Here is an 18,714-nt window from a genome sequence, read left to right on the forward strand (position 1 = left end):
GGCACCACAGGTACGTCGATGGAGGGGCAGAGACTTTATGTGCGGAATCGTCGGATATATCGGGAAGCGTGATGTGGCTCCGCTGCTGCTGGAAGGGCTGCAGCGGCTGGAGTACCGGGGTTACGACTCCGCGGGCATCGTCATCACCGGCAAGGCGTCGGCCGGGAAGCCCGCCGCCCTGAAGATGGTCAAGGCGAAGGGCCGGGTCCGCGAGCTGGAGGCCCGCGTTCCCAAGCGTTTCACCGGCACCACCGGTATCGCCCACACCCGCTGGGCCACCCACGGCGCCCCGAGCGACGAGAACGCGCACCCGCACCTGGACGCCGACAACAAGGTCGCCGTCGTCCACAACGGCATCATCGACAACGCCTCCGAGCTCCGTGCGAAGCTCGTCGCCGACGGTGTCGTCTTCCTCTCCGAGACCGACACCGAGGTGCTGGTCCACCTGATCGCCCGCGCCCAGGCGGACACCCTGGAGGAGAAGGTCCGCGAGGCGCTGCGCTCGGTCGAGGGCACGTACGGCATCGCCGTTCTGCACGCCGACTTCAACGACCGCATCGTGGTCGCCCGCAACGGCTCCCCGGTCGTCCTCGGCATCGGCGAGAAGGAGATGTTCGTCGCCTCGGACGTCGCCGCGCTGGTCGCCCACACCCGCCAGGTCGTCACTCTGGACGACGGCGAGATGGCCACCCTCAAGGCCGACGAATTCCGCACGTACACGACGGAGGGCTCGTCCACGACGGCCACGCCGACCACCGTGGAGTGGGAGGCCGAGTCGTACGACATGGGCGGCCACGACACGTACATGCACAAGGAGATCTCCGAGCAGGCCGACGCCGTCGACCGGGTGCTGCGCGGCCGGATCGACGACCGGTTCGCCACCGTGCACCTGGGCGGCCTGAACCTGGACGCCCGCGAGGCGCGCGGAGTGCGCCGGATCAAGATCCTGGGCTGCGGCACCTCGTACCACGCGGGCCAGATCGGCGCGCAGCTGATCGAGGAGCTCGCCCGTATCCCCGCGGACGCCGAGCCCGCCTCCGAGTTCCGCTACCGCAACCCGGTCGTCGACCCGGACACCCTGTACGTCGCGGTCTCCCAGTCCGGTGAGACGTACGACGTGCTGGCCGCCGTCCAGGAGCTCAAGCGCAAGGGCGCCCGGGTGCTCGGCGTCGTCAACGTGGTGGGTTCGGCGATCGCCCGCGAGGCCGACGGCGGCACGTACGTCCACGCCGGCCCCGAGGTCTGCGTCGTCTCCACCAAGTGCTTCACCAACACGGTCGTCGCGTTCGCGCTGCTCGCCCTGCACCTGGGCCGGATCCGGGACCTGTCGGTCGCCGACGGCAAGCGGATCATCGAGGGGCTGCGCAGGCTGCCCGCCCAGATCAGCGAGATCCTGGCGAACGAGGACGAGATCAAAAAGATGGCCGCGGAGTACGCGGACGCCAAGTCGATGATGTTCATCGGCCGGGTGCGCGGCTACCCCGTCGCCCGTGAGGCCTCGCTGAAGCTCAAGGAGGTCTCGTACATCCACGCCGAGGCGTACCCCGCCTCCGAGTTGAAGCACGGTCCGCTGGCGCTGATCGAGCCCGCGATGCCGACGGTCGCGATCGTGCCGGACGACGATCTGCTGGAGAAGAACCGCGCCGCGATGGAGGAGATCAAGGCCCGCAGCGGCCGCATCCTCGCCGTCGCCCACCAGGTGCAGGAGAAGGCCGACCACACCATCGTCGTGCCGAAGAACGAGAACGAGCTGGACCCGATCCTGATGGGCATCCCGCTGCAACTCTTCGCGTACCACACGGCCCTGGCCATGGGCCGCGACATCGACAAGCCCCGCAACCTGGCGAAGTCCGTCACCGTCGAGTAGTCCCGGTCCGGCAGAACGGCCCCGTACCCACCGCCACCGCGGGTACGGGGCCGCTCCTGTGCCGGCCGGTGACCGCCCCGGGACACCGGCCCGGTCGCTGGACCTTCCGTGCCCGACTAGCCGGTGGCTGTCGCGCCCCGGCCGGCAGCGCGGCCCGGCAGTGCCGTGGGCCAGTTGGCCAGGGCCGCCGTGGCCCCGTACCAGGCGGCGAGCCCGGACGCGGCGGCGAACCAGCCGCCCGCCTTCGCCAGGCTCTCGCTGCCCGCGAACTGCCCGACGCCCAGGAGCAGGAGCGCCAGGAACAGCAGTCCGTACGTCCCCCGGCCGAGCAGACCGCCATCGGTCGCGCCGAGGGTCAGGCTGAGCGCGAACAGGGCCCAGAGCAGCAGGAACAGCCCTGCCGCATGGCTGGAGACGTGAGCGCCGGCGCCGGTGCCCCAGGTGAACCAGAAGGCGCCGAGCCCGGCGAAGGCCGTGCCGGTGAAGCCGCTGCCCGCGCGGAACTCCAGGAGTCCGGCGACGAACAGGGCGATACCGCCGACATAGAGCGCGAGCGAGACGGCGTCGGCCGCCGTCACGCCGTCCACGACCCCGGTGTGACCGATACCGAACGCCAACAGGGTGAGTCCCAGGGCGAGATGGCCGAGGGTCGCGGTGCTGATGTTTCCCGCAGAGACGTCATTGTCCACGGCGGGCTCCCTTCACATGCAGTGGTCCTGCTTCCCGATGACCCTTATGTACCCTTCACAAGCGCACAATCCACCTCTGCACACCAATGGATTGCCGGTTTCCACAGTCGAGTTGACGCCACGTCGGCTGCGGGAGCCCGCTGCCGTGACAGGGGTGACGGCAGGGGCCTTCGGGACGGGGAACGCTCAGGGGATGACGACGACCGGGCGCTGCGCGCGGCGCGCGAGACGCCCCGCCACCGAGCCGAAGATCCGACCGACGATGCCGTGCGTGGAGCCGACGACGATGGCGTCGGCCGAGTACTCCCGGCCGACCTCCTCCAACTCGTGGCAGATGTCCCCGCCGCGCTCGACGAGCACCCAGGGAATCTCGGTGAGGTAGTCCGCGCAAGCGAGCTCCAGGCCGAGCACCTCGGTGCGGTGATCGGGCACATCGACGAAGACGGGCGGCTCGCAGCCGGCCCAGACGGTGGTCGGCAGCCGATTGGCGACGTGGACGATGATCAGGCCCGAACCCGATCTTCGGGCCATGCCGATGGCATATGCGAGGGCACGCTCACTGGAGGTCGAGCCGTCGAAGCCGACGACGACCCCATGCCGGAAGGCGGGATCGCAGGAATGACGTGTTTCTTCGGCCGCCTGCGGGCCCGACAAGGGGTCGGCTACCTGCTTGCGGTCGGCGGGTTCGGGGATTTCGTGACCGGCCATCGGTGTCTCGGCGAAGAGAGTCCTCGTGAGGAGAGCGACGTGGGGAAGGTGCGTCAGCGGGCGGTGTTGCGGTGTCCGGGAATCATCTTCCCAACCCCTTACCCCCAAGGGTACGGCGCCACTCCTCCACTGCCCAGACCCACGCAAAGCGCGTGCGACGTTTCACGGAGCATGCCCGAGGCGGACCCGTATGGCAATGCCGGTTGCGCCGTACATCGACGTCGGCGGGACGGAACGACTCCGACGGGTGACCGGCCGGGCCGGATCCGTAACCCCCTGCGCCCGGCCGGGAACCGCCGCACCCCCGGAGGGATCACCACTCCGCCACCGATCGCCGGCCCGGCGATCCACCCCCGGGAGTCACGCCGCGTCCAACCCGGCCCGTCCGCCCCGCCCGGACCCCTTACCCGGGCGACGGGCCGATACCGACCCACCGGTCGGGATCCGGCTGCTGCCGCGGGCGCCGCGCCATTCCGTACGATCGGCCGTCCGACCTGCCCAGGGGGCGCAAAGAAGCGACCGCATATCGGGGTTGTGCGCCGGTCCAATGACCGAATCACGTATGCACAACCATCTATTTTCAGCCAACTTCATACCCCTGTCGCTTCCTTGCCGAATTGGCCGATCAACCCCCTTGCCACCAGGCAGGAAGAGACCGCGCGGTACGCTTCCACCCGACGGGGACGGGCCATCAAGGCGAGGCGCACTTCCCTGCACGGCCGCCGAGTGAAACCCTTCGTGATCGAATGCTTCCCGCCAAGTTGCCTTGTCGACATAACGCCGGTTGGTGAACTTGTCACGCCGGGACCACGGGACGCAGTAGATTCGATCTTGGGTAGACGGGGGTCTCATGCAGGACCGAGGGGAAACGTGCAGGAGCGACAGGCCCGTAAGGACCAGGGAGACGTGAACACCGAGGGGGGCTTAGCGTCATGAGCCAGGACTCCGCCGCCGCAACGGAGGCTGTACGGAAGCTCAGTGGACGACGACGACGAGAAGTCGTCGCCGTGCTGCTGTTCAGCGGCGGCCCCATCTTCGAGAGCTCGATCCCGCTCTCCGTGTTCGGAATCGACCGCCAGGACGCGGGAGTTCCGCGCTACCGACTCCTCGTCTGCGGCGGGGAAGAGGGACCGCTGCGGACCACCGGGGGACTCGAACTCACCGCGCCCTACGGGCTGGAGGCGATCAGCAGGGCCGGCACCGTCGTGGTGCCCGCCTGGCGTTCGATCACCTCCCCGCCGCCCGCGGAGGCACTGGACGCGCTGCGCCGCGCCCATGAAGAGGGGGCCCGCATCGTCGGGCTGTGCACCGGGGCGTTCGTACTCGCCGCTGCCGGTCTGCTGGACGGCCGCCCGGCGACCACGCACTGGATGTACGCACCGACGCTGGCCAAGCGCTATCCGTCGGTCCACGTCGATCCGCGCGAGCTCTTCGTCGACGACGGCGATGTGCTCACCTCGGCCGGAACAGCAGCCGGGATCGATCTCTGCCTGCACATAGTCCGCACGGACCACGGCACGGAGGCCGCCGGGGCACTGGCCCGCCGGCTCGTCGTGCCGCCGCGGCGCAGTGGCGGTCAGGAGCGCTACCTCGACAGGTCTTTACCTGAAGAGATCGGCTCCGACCCGCTCGCCGAGGTCGTGGCCTGGGCACTGGAGCATCTCCACGAGCAGTTCGACGTGGAGACGCTGGCGGCGCGCGCCTACATGAGCAGGCGGACCTTCGACCGCAGGTTCCGCTCGCTCACCGGCAGCGCACCGCTCCAGTGGCTGATCACCCAGCGCGTGCTGCAGGCGCAGCGGCTGCTGGAGACGTCCGAGTACTCGGTCGACGAGGTCGCGGGCCGCTGCGGCTTCCGCTCGCCGGTCGCGCTGCGCGGGCACTTCCGGCGGCAGCTGGGCTCCTCCCCCGCCGCGTACCGGGCCGCCTACCGGGCCCGTCGCCCGCAGGGCGGTGGCACGGAGGTCCTCGCGCCGGCGATCGAGCCGCTCGTGCCCGCCCAGGGCGCCTCGGCGGGCCGGCGGGCCACGCCCGCGGCCGCCCAGCCGGGTCCGCACGCCGTCACGCCGGCGACGGCCGGGGCGGGGCAGCCGGAGCACGGGAAACCGGGCCCCGACGCATACACCGCCGGGCGCCCGACCCTGCCGGGTCAACGGAGTGCCCCGTAGGCTGGGGTCCATGAACGACCGCATGGTATGGATCGACTGCGAGATGACCGGGCTCTCGTTGACGGAAGACGCACTCATCGAGGTGGCCGCGCTGGTCACCGACTCGGAGTTGAACGTGCTCGGCGAAGGGGTGGACATCGTGATCCGCCCGCCGGACGCGGCCCTGGAGACGATGCCCGAGGTGGTGCGCCAGATGCACACCGCCTCGGGCCTCCTCGACGAGCTGGCCGAGGGCACCACCCTGGCCGACGCCGAGGCCCAGGTGCTGGCCTACGTCCGCGAACACGTGAAGGAGCCCGGCAGGGCCCCGCTCTGCGGAAACTCGGTCTCCACCGACCGCGGCTTCCTGGCGCGCGACATGTCGGCCCTGGAGACGTACCTCCACTACCGGATCGTCGACGTGTCCTCGATCAAGGAGCTGGCGCGCCGCTGGTACCCGAAGGCGTACTTCAACAGTCCGGCCAAGAACGGCAACCACCGGGCGCTCGCGGACATCCGTGACTCGATCACGGAGCTGCGCTACTACCGCGAGGCAGTCTTCGTGCCGCAGCCCGGGCCCGACTCGGAGCAGGCCAGGACGATCGCGGCACGGGTCGCGCCGCCCGCGCCGTAGGAGTCTGTGAAGCCGCTGGTCATAGGCCTTTCGGGGGTTGGGATCAGCGGCTGAACAACGGGGGCGCGAGCACCCGCTCGGACCCTGTACACTTTTTCTCGGCCGGTCAGAAAAAGACCGGACGTGGTGGGTATAGCTCAGATGGTAGAGCACCTGGTTGTGGTCCAGGATGTCGCGGGTTCGAGTCCCGTTACTCACCCTGAATGATCAAGGGCTGACCTGTGAAAACGGGTCAGCCCTTCGTCATATCCTCGAACTTGGGAACATGACGGGAACACGGCTGTCGGTCCTGCGCCGAAGAAGACCCGGCTCCCCCGTGTCGACGATCACACCGACGAGGAAATGACGTTCCTGGAGCGGGACGAGTACCAGCGAATCGCCGCCGAGATCACCGAGCCGAACGCGCGTGCCCTCGCGGACTGGCTCGTCGGTACAACCAAGGACATCCGCGGCAACGTCGCCAACCACGAGACCCGGCTCCGAGCTCTGGAGGGCACTGTATGGCGGGCGGGCGGCGGCGCCGCAGTCCTGGGCGCCGGGGCCGGGGTTCTCGTACAGCTCCTCCTCCGCTGAACCACCACACCCCCTGCCCGGCTTCGGCCGGAGCAGGGGGCGGTTTCGTCACGCTGCTTCGTACCGGTGCGCCCGGCCGCCTTGAAGGCGTCAGCGGACGTCGAACGGGCGGGGTTCAAAGCGGCTACATTCCGCGTCCGATTGGTCACGCAGAATATGGCACTGGTTCGGAGGTCCCCCGCCAACGCACGGCAACGACGAGGGTGACTCGACTCGCTCGATCAGGCAGTCCCCAGCAGTGGCAATCGCCGCTCCAGGACTTTCGCCTGCGCGCCGGACCTGACGTTGCCCGGGCACGGGAGAGCAGTCGGCTGATCGCTGAGGGAGCGCGTTGAGCAGGGGACCGGCCCAGCGGCCCCGGGCGTCTCCGCGTGAACCGTCTCGAGGTACTGGGTGCGCTTCGGACGCCCCTGATCGCTGATCCGATGGCGCCCGATTCCGCTGAAGGGGGTGGTTCAGCGGATTCTCGCGAGGAACCCCGGGGCTTCAGCCGCGGGAAGAATCGCGTCCTTGGTGGGTGGCGCGGAGCGCCGCGGCGTCGCGTCTTCGGCCACGGAGTTGTCCGCATAGCCGCCCGGCGGAGCCGGGTAAGGCGGCGAGAGCCTGAAGCGAACGCGTGGGCGACAGGTCGCCGGTTCGGGCGGAAGGTGTGCAGGCCCGGCTGGTTTGTGCGACTGGCGTACTAAGTTCCGTAGTCATGAAGCTGGTGGTGCGGGTCAAGCTGCTGCCGACGCCGTTGCAGGCGTCGGTGCTTGAGGCGACCCTGACCGCCTGCAACGAGGCCGCTACCTGGGCCGCGCAGGTGGCCTTTGACAAGGGCGTGCGCAAGAACCTGCCGCTGCGCAGGCTGACGTACCAGGAGATCAAGTCCAGGTGGGGGCTTGGGGCGCAGGCCGCGCAGCATGTGATCAAGAGGACCTGCGACGCCTACACCACTCTGGCGGCGAACGTCCGGAATGGCCGTTACGGCAGGCCCGGTTCGAAGCGTCATACCCGGGTTTCGGGTAAGCCGGTCGTCTTCCGGCCCCGGGCGGCGCAGCCGTATGACGACCGGATGCTGTCCTGGCAGCACGGGCGGCGCACGGTGTCGATCTGGACCACCGGCGGGCGGATGAAGAACGTCGCCTTCACCGGACAGGCAGAACAGCTGGAGGTCCTGGCCCGGTACCGGCAGGGTGAGTCGGACCTGCTGTTTGAGGGCGGTCAGTGGTATCTGATCGCGACCTGCGAGATCCCCGAGGCCGAGCCGAACGGGCACCCGGTCTCCTTTATCGGTGTGGATCTCGGGATCGTGAACATCGCCGCCACCAGTGGCGGCGCCAGGTACTCCGGGCGCCGGATCAACCGCAGGCGGGCCAAGGACCGGACGCTGCGGGGCAAGCTGCAGAAGAAGGGCACCAAGTCCGCGAAGCGGCGGGCGAAGAAGTACGCCGGCCGCGAGGCCCGTCGTAACAAGGACATCAACCACAAAATTGCGAAGCGGATCGTGGTGGAGGCTGCACGCACCGGTCGCGGGATCGCCCTGGAGACTCTCACGGGCATTCGCGAGCGGGCCCGGCTGAGGAAGCCCCAACGCACCACGCTCCACTCCTGGCCGTTCGCCCAGCTCGGCGTCTTCATCGGCTACAAGGCCCAGCGGGCCGGGGTGCCGGTGGTGTATGTCGATCCGGCCTACACGAGCCAGGAATGCTCGCAGTGTCATCACGTCGAACGTGGCAACCGGCCTTCCCAGGCCGTTTTCGCCTGCCGGTCCTGCGGCTTCGTTGAGCATGCGGACCACAACTCGTCCCACAACATCGCCCACAGAGGGTGGTACGTGTGGGTCTGCGGGGTCGAGTCAACGGCCCCTGCTCTCACGCTGACCGCGTGAGAGCTGGACGCAGCCGGACCCATCGAAGCCATCGATGACCCGAGCAGCAAGCCCGGGACTTCAGTCCCGGGTCGTTGACGAAAGCCAGTCGGTGTAGTGGGTGGGGGCGATGCGGGCATCGTTTCGGGCGGTGAGGGCGTCGCCGTGGACGGCGGCGAACATGCCGGCGGCGTCATCGGTGACGACAGAGCGCCCGTCGCTCTTGGCGGTCAGGGTGAGTCGGCCGATTTCGTCGAGGGGGTAGACATCGGGACCTGCGATGTTGACGACGCCGTTCAGAGGGCTGCCTGCGGCGACTTCGGCGACGACGCCGGAGACATCCGCGGCGGCGATCGGCTGGATGGGCGTGCGTGGCAGGCGGACGGTGTCGCCGTCGGTGGTCATGGACAGGGTCGCGTCCATGAACTCCATGAACTGCGTGGCGCGGACAATGGAATAGGGGATCGGCCCGGCCTTGAGGATGTCTTCCTGAAGCACCTTCGCCCGGTAGTAGTCCAGTGCGGGCACTTGGTCCGCGCCGACGATCGAGAGGATGACGAAGTGCCCGACCCCGGCCTTCTCGCTCGCGGCGAGAAGGTTGTCCATCGAGGTCTGGAAGAAGGCGGGCGAGGCGTCGTCGAAGGTCGGGGAATTCGTCAGGTTGATGACGACGTCGGCGCCCGCCACGGCCGCCTCCAGCCCCTGGCCGGTGATGATGTCCACGCCTGTGGACAGGGAGTGCGGCACGGCCCGGTGTCCGGCCGCGTTCAGGTTCTCCACGACCCGTGACCCGATCAGCCCGGTTCCGCCGATGACTGCGAACTTCATGGATGCGCCTTCTTTCGATGATTGGTGCCCCATAAACACCTCATGAGGCTCTGCTTGCCTAGTGCCGCGACGGGGCGAAGCTTGCCGGGAGGGGCACTAGACGACGGTGGCGCCGGCGTCGCCGGGCTCCTGGGGTGTGGTGGTCGCGGTGCGGTAGAACTCGGCTGCGGTGACGGTGGCGGGGACGCCGAGTTCGGCGGCGACCGAGGTGATCGCGGTGGCGCCGACGGCGAGGTCGGCTTGGCCGGCGGTGGTGAAATACGGTGCGATGAACGTCTCGTAGTGGGCTCGGACTTCGTCTGTGGTGTGTCGGCCGAGGAACGTCTGCATGTGCCGCACCGTGGTGTCGGGTTCGTTGTGGATCACCCGCAGGGCACGCCGGTGGGCTCGTACGACGGCCTGGATCGCGGGGTCGTCCGGGCGGATGTGGGTGGGGTCGACGGCCACACCCACGGTGGGGATCCGGAAGTGGTCGCCGACCCAGGCCGGCACCTGCCAGCCGTGCTCGGCGGCCAACGCCTCCGGTGCCATGGTGCTGCCGACCAGGGCGGCGTCGATGCTGCCGTCGTGCAGCCGGCGCAGGTCCATGCCGTAGTCGCCGGGTGGGCGGACGATGGTGTGGATGTCGCGGTCCGGGTCGAGGCCGGCCCGGCGCAGTACGATCCGGGCGAAGCACCCGGGTGCGGTGTGGGGGGCGTGTACCGCCAGCCGGCGGCCGGCCAGGTCGGCCAGGGAGGTCAGGCCGGGGCGGGCGAGGAACCAGAACAGCGGGCGGCTGGTGTTGACGTGGAGTGCGACCCAGGGGACGCCATGGGCCAGCCGGGAAAGCAGTGCCCGGCCGAGCCCGATGGTGGCGCCGCGGCGCAGCCGCTCCTCGTTCCAGGAGCAGCCGTCGCGCAGCGCTACATGGACGCCCTCGTCGGCGTAGTAGCCCTGCTGGTCGGCGATGTAGGCGACCAGTTCCTCGTGCAGGCCCCGTCCGACGTAGGCGAGATCGATCGTGTACATGAACCTTTCTCCTTGATCGTGCCACCGCCATGCGCCCGCGCGTGCCGCGGGCCCGGCCGCTGCGGCCCGTGGTGATGAGGTCACGGTGTGCCGGATGCGGTCCAGCCATCGGCCGGACCGGGACGACATGGCCCCGTGTGCCCAGGACAGCGGGCCATCAGTACATGGACATCCCGCCGTTGACCGCGGCCGTGGTGCCGGTCATGAAGGCGTTGTCCTCGCTGGCGTAGAAGGCGACCGCTTGAGCGACGTCGCCCGGGTGTGCCAGGCGGCCCAGGGGGGTGGCGGCCACCTGCCGCTGCTTGTGCTCCTCGTCGAACACATCCGCCGCCATGCGGGTGTCGTCCACCGGGCCGGGCTCGACGACGTTGACCGTGATGCCCAGCGGGCCCAGTTCCTGGGCGAGGTAGCGGGCGAACTGGGTCAGTGCGGCCTTGGCCGTGCCCAGTGCGATCATGCCCTCCCGGGGCCGGCGGCTGAGGCCGGTGCCGAGATAGATGATGCGTCCCCAGCCCTGCTCGGTCATGGCGGGCAGGACGGCTTTGCTGACCGCGAACGCCGCACGCATCTCGTCGTCGAGCTTGCCACCCAGTTCTTCCCACGTCATGTCCTGGAACGGCTTGACCGCATACGGGGTGAGCGCGTTGTGCACGAGCACGTCGATGCCGCCCCATGCCGCCTGGACCTGCTCGATCATGCTCTCGACCGCCGCTGCCTCACGCACGTCGGCCTGCACGGCCATGGCCTGGCCGCCTGCGGCCTCGATGCCGGCCACCACGTCCTCGGCTGCCGGGCCGCTGCGGAGGTAGTTGACCACCACGCGCATACCTCGCGCGGCCAAAAGACGCGCGGTGGCTGCACCGATTCCGCTGCTGGCCCCTGTCACCAATGCCACCCTGCCGGTTGCCCCAGCCACAGGCCCAACTCCTGCTCATCGTCGTGGGCCGTCGGCATGACCGCCCGGAGTCGTTCGTCGTCAATGCCGGGGTGTGCTGGGGTGTGCTGGGCGGATCGCCCGGCTCCAGCACGCTCGTGCGGGGCGGCGGCTTCTTCCGCTTCGAGGGCACCGGGGAGGGCAGCGCCTTCGTCACCGTGTTCCGCGACACCTTGTGCCCCTGGGTCAACGCCCACCCGGCGCCGACGGACCCAACCGGTGATCCCGGCGGATCCGCTCACAGACCCACTCACTCGACCTGTACGCCCACGGACTCCGACACGAACGTGATCAACGCACACAGACTGACCCGCCCAAACGGATCAAAGCTCCGATTACGCCATCAGCGGCATGTCGCACACCATCAGGCAGGGCGGCTCTCGATCTCGTTGCCCGACAGGTTTCGGTTCACCGCCACCGGCAAGAACGGGTGTCGGCCGGGACCGGGCCGTGATGTCCGGTCGAGCGGCTCGGGACGCGGGACCACGGACGTCACGGACACCGGGCCACCTCCTGGGCTCGCGGCTCCACCGGGCAGGCTCGTAAAGGAACCGGGCGACTCCTCGTGACGGCCGTCACGAGGAGTCGCGGACGATCAGTTCCGTGGGGAGCACGATCTGCGGGCGCTCCTGGTTCTCGCCCGCGATCTCCTGCAGCAGTACGCGGGCCATCGTGCGGCCCATCTCCTCGATCGGCTGGCGCACGCTGGTGAGCGGCGGGTCCATGTGCCGGGCCACTGCCGAGTCGTCGAAGCCGATCAGGGCGACATCGTCCGGGACGCGCCGGCCCGCCTCACGGAGCACCTGGCGGGCACCCGCGGCCATGACGTCGGAGGCGGCGAAGACCGCGTCGACATCGGGGCGGCGTGCGAGCAGATCGCGCATGGCCTGCGCACCGCCCTCCTCGGAGAAGTCGGCGGGGGCGATCAGTTGCTCGTCCGGTCCCAGGCCGGCCGCGGAGACCGCCTTGCGGTAGCCGTCGAGGCGGCGTCGCGCCCCGTAGACATCGAGGCGCCCGGTGATCGTCGCGATGGAGCGGCGGCCCCGGGAGATCAGGTGGTCGACGGCGGCGCGGGCGCCCTCGAAGTTGTCGGAGTCGACCGAGGCGAGCGGTTCGGCGGCGGACCTGCGGCCGCTCATCACGGCCGGCATGCCGAGCTGCTCCAGCAGGTCGGGCAGCGGATCGTCGGCGTGGACGGAGACCAGCAGCACGCCGTCGACGCGGTGCGCGGTCAGATACTGCGCCAGCCGCCGGCGCTCGCGGTCACTGCCGACGAGGGTCAGCAGCAATTGCATGTCGGTGTCGGCGAGCGCCGCGCCGACACCGCGGACGATATCGGAGAAGTACGGCTCGGCGAAGAAGCGGGTCTCCGGCTCGGGCACGACCAGGGCTATGGCGTCGGTACGGTTGCCGGCGAGCGCGCGGGCCGCGCGATTGGGCACGTACCCCAGCTCGGCGACGGCCGCTTCCACCGCCTCGCGGGTGTGCGCGCTGACCCGCGGGGATCCGTTGATGACCCGCGAGGCCGTGCCCCGCCCCACCCCCGCCCGTGCCGCGACCTCTTCGAGCGTGGGCCGCCCCCCGCTCCGTACTCGCGCTGCCGTCATGGCTGCCTCCCGTTCGCGGTCAATTTCTCACAGTCGGATAACCGAACCAAGTCCCGGTGGGGGAATCCCTAGCCGCTCGACCGGGACCTGGCGGTCCGGGCCTCTCCGTATCATGGGAGCGCTCCCATGATACGCGTGCGCAGGCTGGGGGCCTCATGGACCCGGGGACGGGCGGAAACAACGGAGACCCGGCCGCCGGGCGGCCGGGTCTCGGGGGTGCTACGGGGTCGGGTCTCGGGGTGCTACGGAGTTCGGGTCTCGGGGTCGTACGGAGTCGGGTGACGCGGTACGGGGTCAGGCGAGGTCGGTGGCCGGGGGCAGTGCGTGGCGGCGGATGACGTCGGCGTACCAGTGGGCGCTCGCCTTGGGGATGCGGCGCTGGGTGGCGTAGTCGACGTAGACGGCGCCGAACCGCTTCGAGTACCCGTACGCCCACTCGAAGTTGTCCATCAGGGACCACAGGAAGTAGCCGCGGACGTCCGCGCCGGCGGCCACCGCCCGCTGTACGGCGTCGAGGTGGCCGCGCAGGTACTCGATCCGCTCGGGGTCCTCCACCAGGCCCTCGGGCGAGACGTAGTCGTCGAAGGCCGCGCCGTTCTCGGTGACCATCAGCGGCAGGCCCGGGTGGTCCCGGGAGACGTCGATGAGCAGGTTGTACAGCCCGTCGGGGTCGATCGCCCAGTTCATCGCGGTGCGCTTCTTGCCCTCGGCGAGGTGGAAGGCGACGTGCTCGGAGCCGGGCCACGGGGAGTGGTCGCTGTTGCCGTGGCCGTCGTCGCGCGAGTCGCCGGACCCGTCCTCGGGCGTGGAGACCAGCGTCGGCGTGTAGTAGTTGACGCCGAGGACGTCGATCGGACGGGAGATGGCGGCCAGGTCGCCGTCCTGGACCAGCTTCGACCAGTCCACCAGGTGCGAGGTGTCGGCGATCAGGTCCTCGGGGTACGCGCCGCGCAGCATCGGGCCGGTGAAGACCCGGTTGCCCACCGCGTCGATCCGGCGGGCGGCGTCCGCGTCGGCCGCGCTGCCGGTCAGCGGGCGGACCTGGTGGAGATTGAGGGTGACCGAGGTCTGCGCGGTAGCGGGGAGTCGGGTGCGCAGAACCTCGATCGCCCGGCCATGGGCGAGGTTGAGATGGTGGGCGGCCCGCAGCGCGGCAGCCGGCGCGGTGCGGCCGGGGGCGTGCACGCCGGAGCCGTAACCGAGGAAGGCCGAGCACCACGGCTCGTTGAAGGTCGTCCAGGTGTCGACCCGGTCACCGAGGGCGTCGGCCATGATGGCGGCGTAGTCGGCGAAGCGTTCGGCGGTCACCCGCTGGGGCCAGCCGCCGGCGTCCTCCAGGTCCTGCGGCAGGTCCCAGTGGTAGAGGGTGGCGACGGGTGCGATGCCCGCTTCGAGGAGTTCGTCGACGAGCCTGCGGTAGAAGTCCAGTCCGCGTTCGACGGCGGGGCCGCGGCCGGTGGGCTGCACCCGGGACCAGGAGACGGAGAAGCGGTAGGCCTTCAGGCCGAGCTGCTTCATCAGTGCCACGTCGTCGCGGTAGCGGTGGTAGTGGTCGGCGGCGATGTCTCCGGTGTCACCGTTGCGGACCTTGCCCGGAGTGCGGCTGAAGGTGTCCCAGATGGAAGGGGTGCGGCCGTCCTCGGCCGCGGCGCCCTCGACCTGGTAGGCGGCGGTGGCCGCCCCCCAGACGAAACCGGTCGGAAAGTCCGCCGCCTCGGGCGCCTGCTTCGGGGCGATGTCGGGTCGTACAGCAGTCATGCGGGAGCGCTCCCAGGAGTGGACGAACAGGGCAGGTAAGGGGTGGGGCTCCGGGCCCGTACGGCCCGCGGTCAGGGAAACAGGCCGTACGGGTGCCCGGGGAACGGCGGGTGACGCGCGGTCACCCCTTGACGGCGCCGGACATGATTCCGCCGACGATCTGCTTGCCGAAGATCACGAAGACCACGAGCAGCGGCAGGGTACTGATCAGCGCACCGGCCATCACGATGCTCTGGTCGGGGGTGTAGGAGGCACTCAGCTGGCCGAGGGCCACCTGGAGCGTGGGGTTCTGCTGATTGAGGGCGAGGTAGGGCCAGAAGAAGTCGTTCCAGGCCTGTACGAAGGTCAGCATGCCCAGCACCATCATCGCGGGGCGGGCCACCGGGAGCACCACGCTCCGCACGATGCGGAAGTTGTTCGCGCCGTCGATCTTAGCGGCCTCGATGAGTTCGTAGGGCAGCGCCTCGATGAGGTACTGCCGCATGAAGAACACCCCGAACGCGCTCACCAGGGTCGGGAAGATCACCGCCTCCAGCTTTCCGCCCCAGCCGATGTCGGACATCATCATGAACAGCGGGACGACGCTGAGTTGCGGCGGGATGGTGAGCGTGGCGATGACTCCGGTCATCAGCGCGCCGCGGCCGGTGAAGCGCATCTTGGCGAAGGCATAGCCGGCCAGGGTGCAGAAGAAGAGCGTCGCCGCCGTGATGCAGGAGGAGACGACGACGCTGTTGACGATCGCCTTGCCGAGGTGCGCCTGGTTCCAGGCCACGTCGAGGTTGTGCAGGAGCCGCCCGCCCGGCAGGAACGGCGGCGTGGTGGCGAGCACTTCGTCCTGGGTGTGGGACGCGGCCACGAGCGTCCAGTAGAGCGGCAGGAGCGAGCCGATGCCGACGACGGTCAGGGCGATGTAGGCGAACGGGCCGCCCTGCAACTGCTTGCCCGCGCCCGGCCTGAAGCGGGACGGGCGCCGCGCCGCCCGGTGGGGCGTGCTCGGGCGGCCGAGTTCCGGGGCTTTGATGGGGCTGGTCGTGGTCATGGAATTCGCTCCCGGTCAGACCGCGGATGTGCGTACGAAGCGGCCGATGAGCCAGTTGACCGCGGCGATGATCAGCAGGAGGGCGAGCATCGCCCAGGCCACTGCGGCGGCCGGACCGAGGTGCCCGAGATTCCAGCCGTAGTTGTAGAGGTAGACGCTGAGCGTCTCGTACTGATTCTCATTGCCACCCGTCGCTCCGAGCGTGCCGCCTTCCAGCAGCAGCGGCTCACCGAACAACTGCATGGAACCGATCGTGGAGATGACGATCGTGAAGAGGATCGTGGGCCGCAGCGAGGGAATGGTCACCTTGCGGAACTGCTGCCAGCGCGATGCGCCGTCCAGCGACGCCGCCTCGTACAGATCGGTCGGTACGGCCTGCATGGCGGCCAGATAGATCAGGGTGTTGTAGCCCGTCCAGCGCCAGATCACGATGACGGAGATCGCGATCTTCGACGTCCAGTGGCCGTTGACCCAGTTGGTGTCGCCGAGACCGACGAAGTGCAGCACCCAGTTCAGCAGGCCGCCGTCGGCCCGGAAGACCAGGGCGAAGACGAGGGCCGCGGAAGCCACCGAGGTGGCGTACGGGGTGAGGATGACCGTCCGCCAGAAGGTGCTGGCGCGCAGCCGGTAGTTCAGCAGATGGGCCAGGCCGAGCGCGACCAGCAGCTGCGGGACCGTCGACATGACCCCGATCAGGAAGGTGTTGCCGAGAGCCGTCCAGAACTCGGAGTCGTGCAGGATCTTGTCGAAGTTCCCCCAGCCGACCCACTCCATCTGGTTCAGGCCGGTCATCTCCACCCGGTGCAGGGCGATCCATCCGGTGTACAGCAACGGATAGAGGCCGAAGGCGCCGAAGACGAGGAAGAACGGGGCTATGTAGGCGTACGGCGACGCCTTGTCGTCGAACCGCCACAGCCGGCTCCGCCAGGTCTGCCGACGGGATCGCGCGGTTGTCTGCCGGGAACCGCCGGGTGGCGGGGCATATGCGTCCCGGGCGGGAGTCGAGGTGGCCACGGGCGGGAGTCCTTCCCTGGGTAACGGAGTTGGCGGTGCGTCGATCGCCCGGGTACGGGGCCGCGCGCGTGCGGGTGCGGGCGGCGCCTGGGAGCCGCGCGCGTGCCGGTGCGGGCGGCTCCTGGGGGCCGCCCGCACCGGCGACGGTCAGCCGATCACCTTTTCGATCGCGTTGGTCGCCGCCTTCCACGCGTCGTCCGGGCTGGTGCCGCGCTGCTCCATGTTGTTGATCTGGGTGGAGATGGTGTCCTTGATGATGCCGTCCTTCGGGCCGAGAACGGTCTCAGGGATGGACTTGGCCTCGTCGGCGTAGATCTGACCGATCGGCGCGTCGTTGAAGTACGGGAGTGTGGCGTTCTTCACGTCGGGCAGCTCGTACGCGCCCTTGTTGGACGGGAAGCTGCCGATCGCCTTGAAGACGGCGGCCTGCTGCTCGGGGGCGGTCAGCCACTTGACGAGCTCGGTGGCCTCGTCGACGTGCTTGCCCGACTTCGGCACCCCGAGGAACGAGCCGCCCCAGTTGGCGGCGGTCGAACCGGGTGCGGTGGTGATGTTCCACTTGCCCTTGTTGGCGTCACCGGCGTTGACCGAGATCTGACCGGCCATCCATGCGGGGCAGGCCACGGTGGCGATGGTGCCCTTGCGCAGGGCGGCCTTCCACGGGTCGTCGAACTGGGCGAGGCCCTGGGTCAGCTTCTTCGACGCGGCCTCGGCGGCCAGGTTCCAGCCCTGCTTGACGCTGGGGCTGTCCTTGTAGATCGGCCGGCCGCTCTCGTCGTAGTACTGCTTCGCGTTCGAACTCACCACGGCGTTGTACATCGCGCTCGCGGAGTCCATGAAGAAGGTGCCCGCGGGGGCATGCTTCTTGTACTCCTCGCCGAGCTTGAGGTAGTCCTCCCAGCCGCCGGCGACCTTCTTGGCAACCTCCTCACGGTCGGTCGGCAGACCGGCCTTGTTGAAGAGCTCGGTGTTGTAGCAGAGCGACATCGGACCGATGTCGGTGCCTGCACCGATCACCGCGCCGTCAGCCGTGGTGGCCTGCTTCTCCTTCCAGGACACCCAGTCGTCGACGTTGATCGCCTTGCTGAGGTCGACGAAGGAGGACGCCTTGGTGTCGGCGAGCTCCTTGATCCGGCCGACCTCGATGCCCTGGACGTCAGCGAGGCCGCTGCCCGAGTTCAACTGCTGGAGGAACTTGGGGTAGTAGACCTTCTCATCGGAGGTGACGTCTTCCTTGACCGTGATGTTCGGGTGCAGCTCGTGGTACTTGGCGAAGAGACCGGCTTCCTTGTAACCGAACTGCCCGAAGTCGGCGACGGTCAGCGTGATCTTCCCGTTCGCATCGGAGCCCGTGTTGTCCGATGAATCCGAATCGCTGCTGCAGCCGGTCAGCAACAGGGCCGATGCTGTCAGGCCCGTGGTGACCAGAACCGCGGCTCTGCGGCTCCGGCCGGCGACGGTGCGGGTGATGCGCATTCCACTACTCCTTGTTCCAGGGTGGGACTGGGGTTCTGACTGCGCGACATACGCGCTGGTGAGTGCGGGTGCCGGGTGGTTCAGGGGGGAGAACACGGGCAGTGCCGTTCGAGCGGGAAGTTCCCGCACGATGTGGGAGCGCTCCCATGCGTCGATGCCGGAAGGTTCCTGCCTTGAGGGGGTGGGTGTCAAGAGTTGAAGGCGCTTCCGTTGCCCGAGTGTGTCCTGCAAGTCACGAGACCGTGTCCCGCCGAAGTCTTGCCATAACCCGCGGGCGTCGGCCGGGAATCGGCCGCGAGATCAGGCAATTTCAAGAATGCACAGGTCAGGGCCGGGTCGATGGGGAGCCGCCGAGCCGGCCCTGCGGAGCTGTCACGACCGGGCCGCATTTCCGCCCGCCTCCGGGCGCGGCCCGCGTGATCCCCGGTTCACACCCGGCAGCTCGCCGGAAGGTGAACGGGGTATCGGGCGGTGGAGGGGGCCGGGGGCGTATCCGCGTTCTTTCCCCGAAGCCGAAAAAGTTGGGACGGGAGTGAACCGCCGGTAGGTGTGGCGACGATCCAGATGTGTGGTGAATGGAACA

15 protein-coding genes and 1 tRNA gene are annotated in these 18,714 nt (G+C 69.1%); 6 read left to right on the forward strand and 10 right to left on the reverse strand.

Features of this window, described 5'->3' with window-relative positions; genetic code table 11:
• The first annotated feature begins 37 nt into the window (after positions 1 to 37).
• On the forward strand, positions 38 to 1,867 hold the full coding sequence (gene glmS / locus OG306_RS12955; protein WP_266746332.1) for a glutamine--fructose-6-phosphate transaminase (isomerizing): 1,830 nt from the start codon (positions 38 to 40) through the stop codon (positions 1,865 to 1,867).
• A 116-nt stretch (positions 1,868 to 1,983) separates the two neighbouring features.
• Here glmS and OG306_RS12960 read toward each other — a convergent pair whose 3' ends face one another.
• On the reverse strand, positions 1,984 to 2,556 hold the full coding sequence (locus tag OG306_RS12960; RefSeq protein WP_327349819.1) for an acetate uptake transporter: 573 nt from the start codon (positions 2,554 to 2,556) through the stop codon (positions 1,984 to 1,986).
• Positions 2,557 to 2,742: 186 nt separating this feature from the next.
• Positions 2,743 to 3,264, reverse strand: coding sequence for a universal stress protein (locus tag OG306_RS12965; RefSeq protein WP_266746334.1), 522 nt, complete (start codon positions 3,262 to 3,264; stop codon positions 2,743 to 2,745).
• Between the two features lie 932 nt (positions 3,265 to 4,196).
• Here OG306_RS12965 and OG306_RS12970 point away from each other — a divergent pair.
• From OG306_RS12970 to OG306_RS12990, 5 genes are all read left to right on the forward strand, one after another.
• Positions 4,197 to 5,432: a helix-turn-helix domain-containing protein gene (locus tag OG306_RS12970; protein WP_327349818.1), complete on the forward strand. Its 1,236-nt coding sequence runs from the start codon at positions 4,197 to 4,199 to the stop codon at positions 5,430 to 5,432.
• A gap of 10 nt (positions 5,433 to 5,442) precedes the next feature.
• Positions 5,443 to 6,045, forward strand: a complete 603-nt coding sequence (gene orn / locus OG306_RS12975; protein ID WP_327349817.1) for an oligoribonuclease — start codon at positions 5,443 to 5,445, stop codon at positions 6,043 to 6,045.
• Positions 6,046 to 6,171: 126 nt separating this feature from the next.
• A tRNA-His gene (locus OG306_RS12980) sits at positions 6,172 to 6,244 on the forward strand.
• 143 nt (positions 6,245 to 6,387) lie between these two features.
• Entirely contained in the window at positions 6,388 to 6,618 is a 231-nt protein-coding gene (locus tag OG306_RS12985; protein WP_327349816.1) for a hypothetical protein, read from the forward strand.
• Positions 6,619 to 7,315: 697 nt separating this feature from the next.
• Positions 7,316 to 8,488 carry an RNA-guided endonuclease InsQ/TnpB family protein gene (locus tag OG306_RS12990; protein ID WP_266752184.1) on the forward strand — a complete coding sequence of 391 codons (1,173 nt, stop codon included), beginning with the start codon at positions 7,316 to 7,318 and terminating at the stop codon, positions 8,486 to 8,488.
• A 60-nt stretch (positions 8,489 to 8,548) separates the two neighbouring features.
• Here the strand turns inward: OG306_RS12990 and OG306_RS12995 are convergent, their stop codons facing one another.
• From OG306_RS12995 to OG306_RS13030, 8 genes are all read right to left on the reverse strand, one after another.
• On the reverse strand, positions 8,549 to 9,295 hold the full coding sequence (locus OG306_RS12995; RefSeq protein WP_266746338.1) for an SDR family oxidoreductase: 747 nt from the start codon (positions 9,293 to 9,295) through the stop codon (positions 8,549 to 8,551).
• Positions 9,296 to 9,391: 96 nt separating this feature from the next.
• Positions 9,392 to 10,303 (reverse strand): ABC transporter substrate-binding protein, encoded by a 912-nt coding sequence (locus OG306_RS13000; RefSeq protein WP_266746339.1) that lies wholly within the window; start codon positions 10,301 to 10,303, stop codon positions 9,392 to 9,394.
• A 157-nt stretch (positions 10,304 to 10,460) separates the two neighbouring features.
• Complete coding sequence (locus tag OG306_RS13005; RefSeq protein ID WP_266746340.1) at positions 10,461 to 11,219, reverse strand: SDR family NAD(P)-dependent oxidoreductase; 759 nt, start codon at positions 11,217 to 11,219, stop codon at positions 10,461 to 10,463.
• A gap of 593 nt (positions 11,220 to 11,812) precedes the next feature.
• Entirely contained in the window at positions 11,813 to 12,844 is a 1,032-nt protein-coding gene (locus tag OG306_RS13010; RefSeq protein WP_266746341.1) for a LacI family DNA-binding transcriptional regulator, read from the reverse strand.
• A gap of 294 nt (positions 12,845 to 13,138) precedes the next feature.
• Positions 13,139 to 14,602: a GH1 family beta-glucosidase gene (locus OG306_RS13015; RefSeq protein ID WP_266906650.1), complete on the reverse strand. Its 1,464-nt coding sequence runs from the start codon at positions 14,600 to 14,602 to the stop codon at positions 13,139 to 13,141.
• Between the two features lie 121 nt (positions 14,603 to 14,723).
• On the reverse strand, positions 14,724 to 15,641 hold the full coding sequence (locus OG306_RS13020) for a carbohydrate ABC transporter permease (RefSeq protein WP_371665313.1): 918 nt from the start codon (positions 15,639 to 15,641) through the stop codon (positions 14,724 to 14,726).
• A 15-nt stretch (positions 15,642 to 15,656) separates the two neighbouring features.
• A complete protein-coding gene (locus OG306_RS13025) occupies positions 15,657 to 16,655 on the reverse strand; it encodes a carbohydrate ABC transporter permease (RefSeq protein ID WP_266746344.1) in 999 nt (332 codons plus the stop codon).
• A 147-nt stretch (positions 16,656 to 16,802) separates the two neighbouring features.
• Complete coding sequence (locus tag OG306_RS13030; RefSeq protein ID WP_266746345.1) at positions 16,803 to 18,131, reverse strand: ABC transporter substrate-binding protein; 1,329 nt, start codon at positions 18,129 to 18,131, stop codon at positions 16,803 to 16,805.
• Positions 18,132 to 18,714 lie beyond the last annotated feature (583 nt).

Source organism: Streptomyces sp. NBC_01241 (genome assembly GCF_041435435.1).
Lineage (GTDB): Bacteria > Actinomycetota > Actinomycetes > Streptomycetales > Streptomycetaceae > Streptomyces.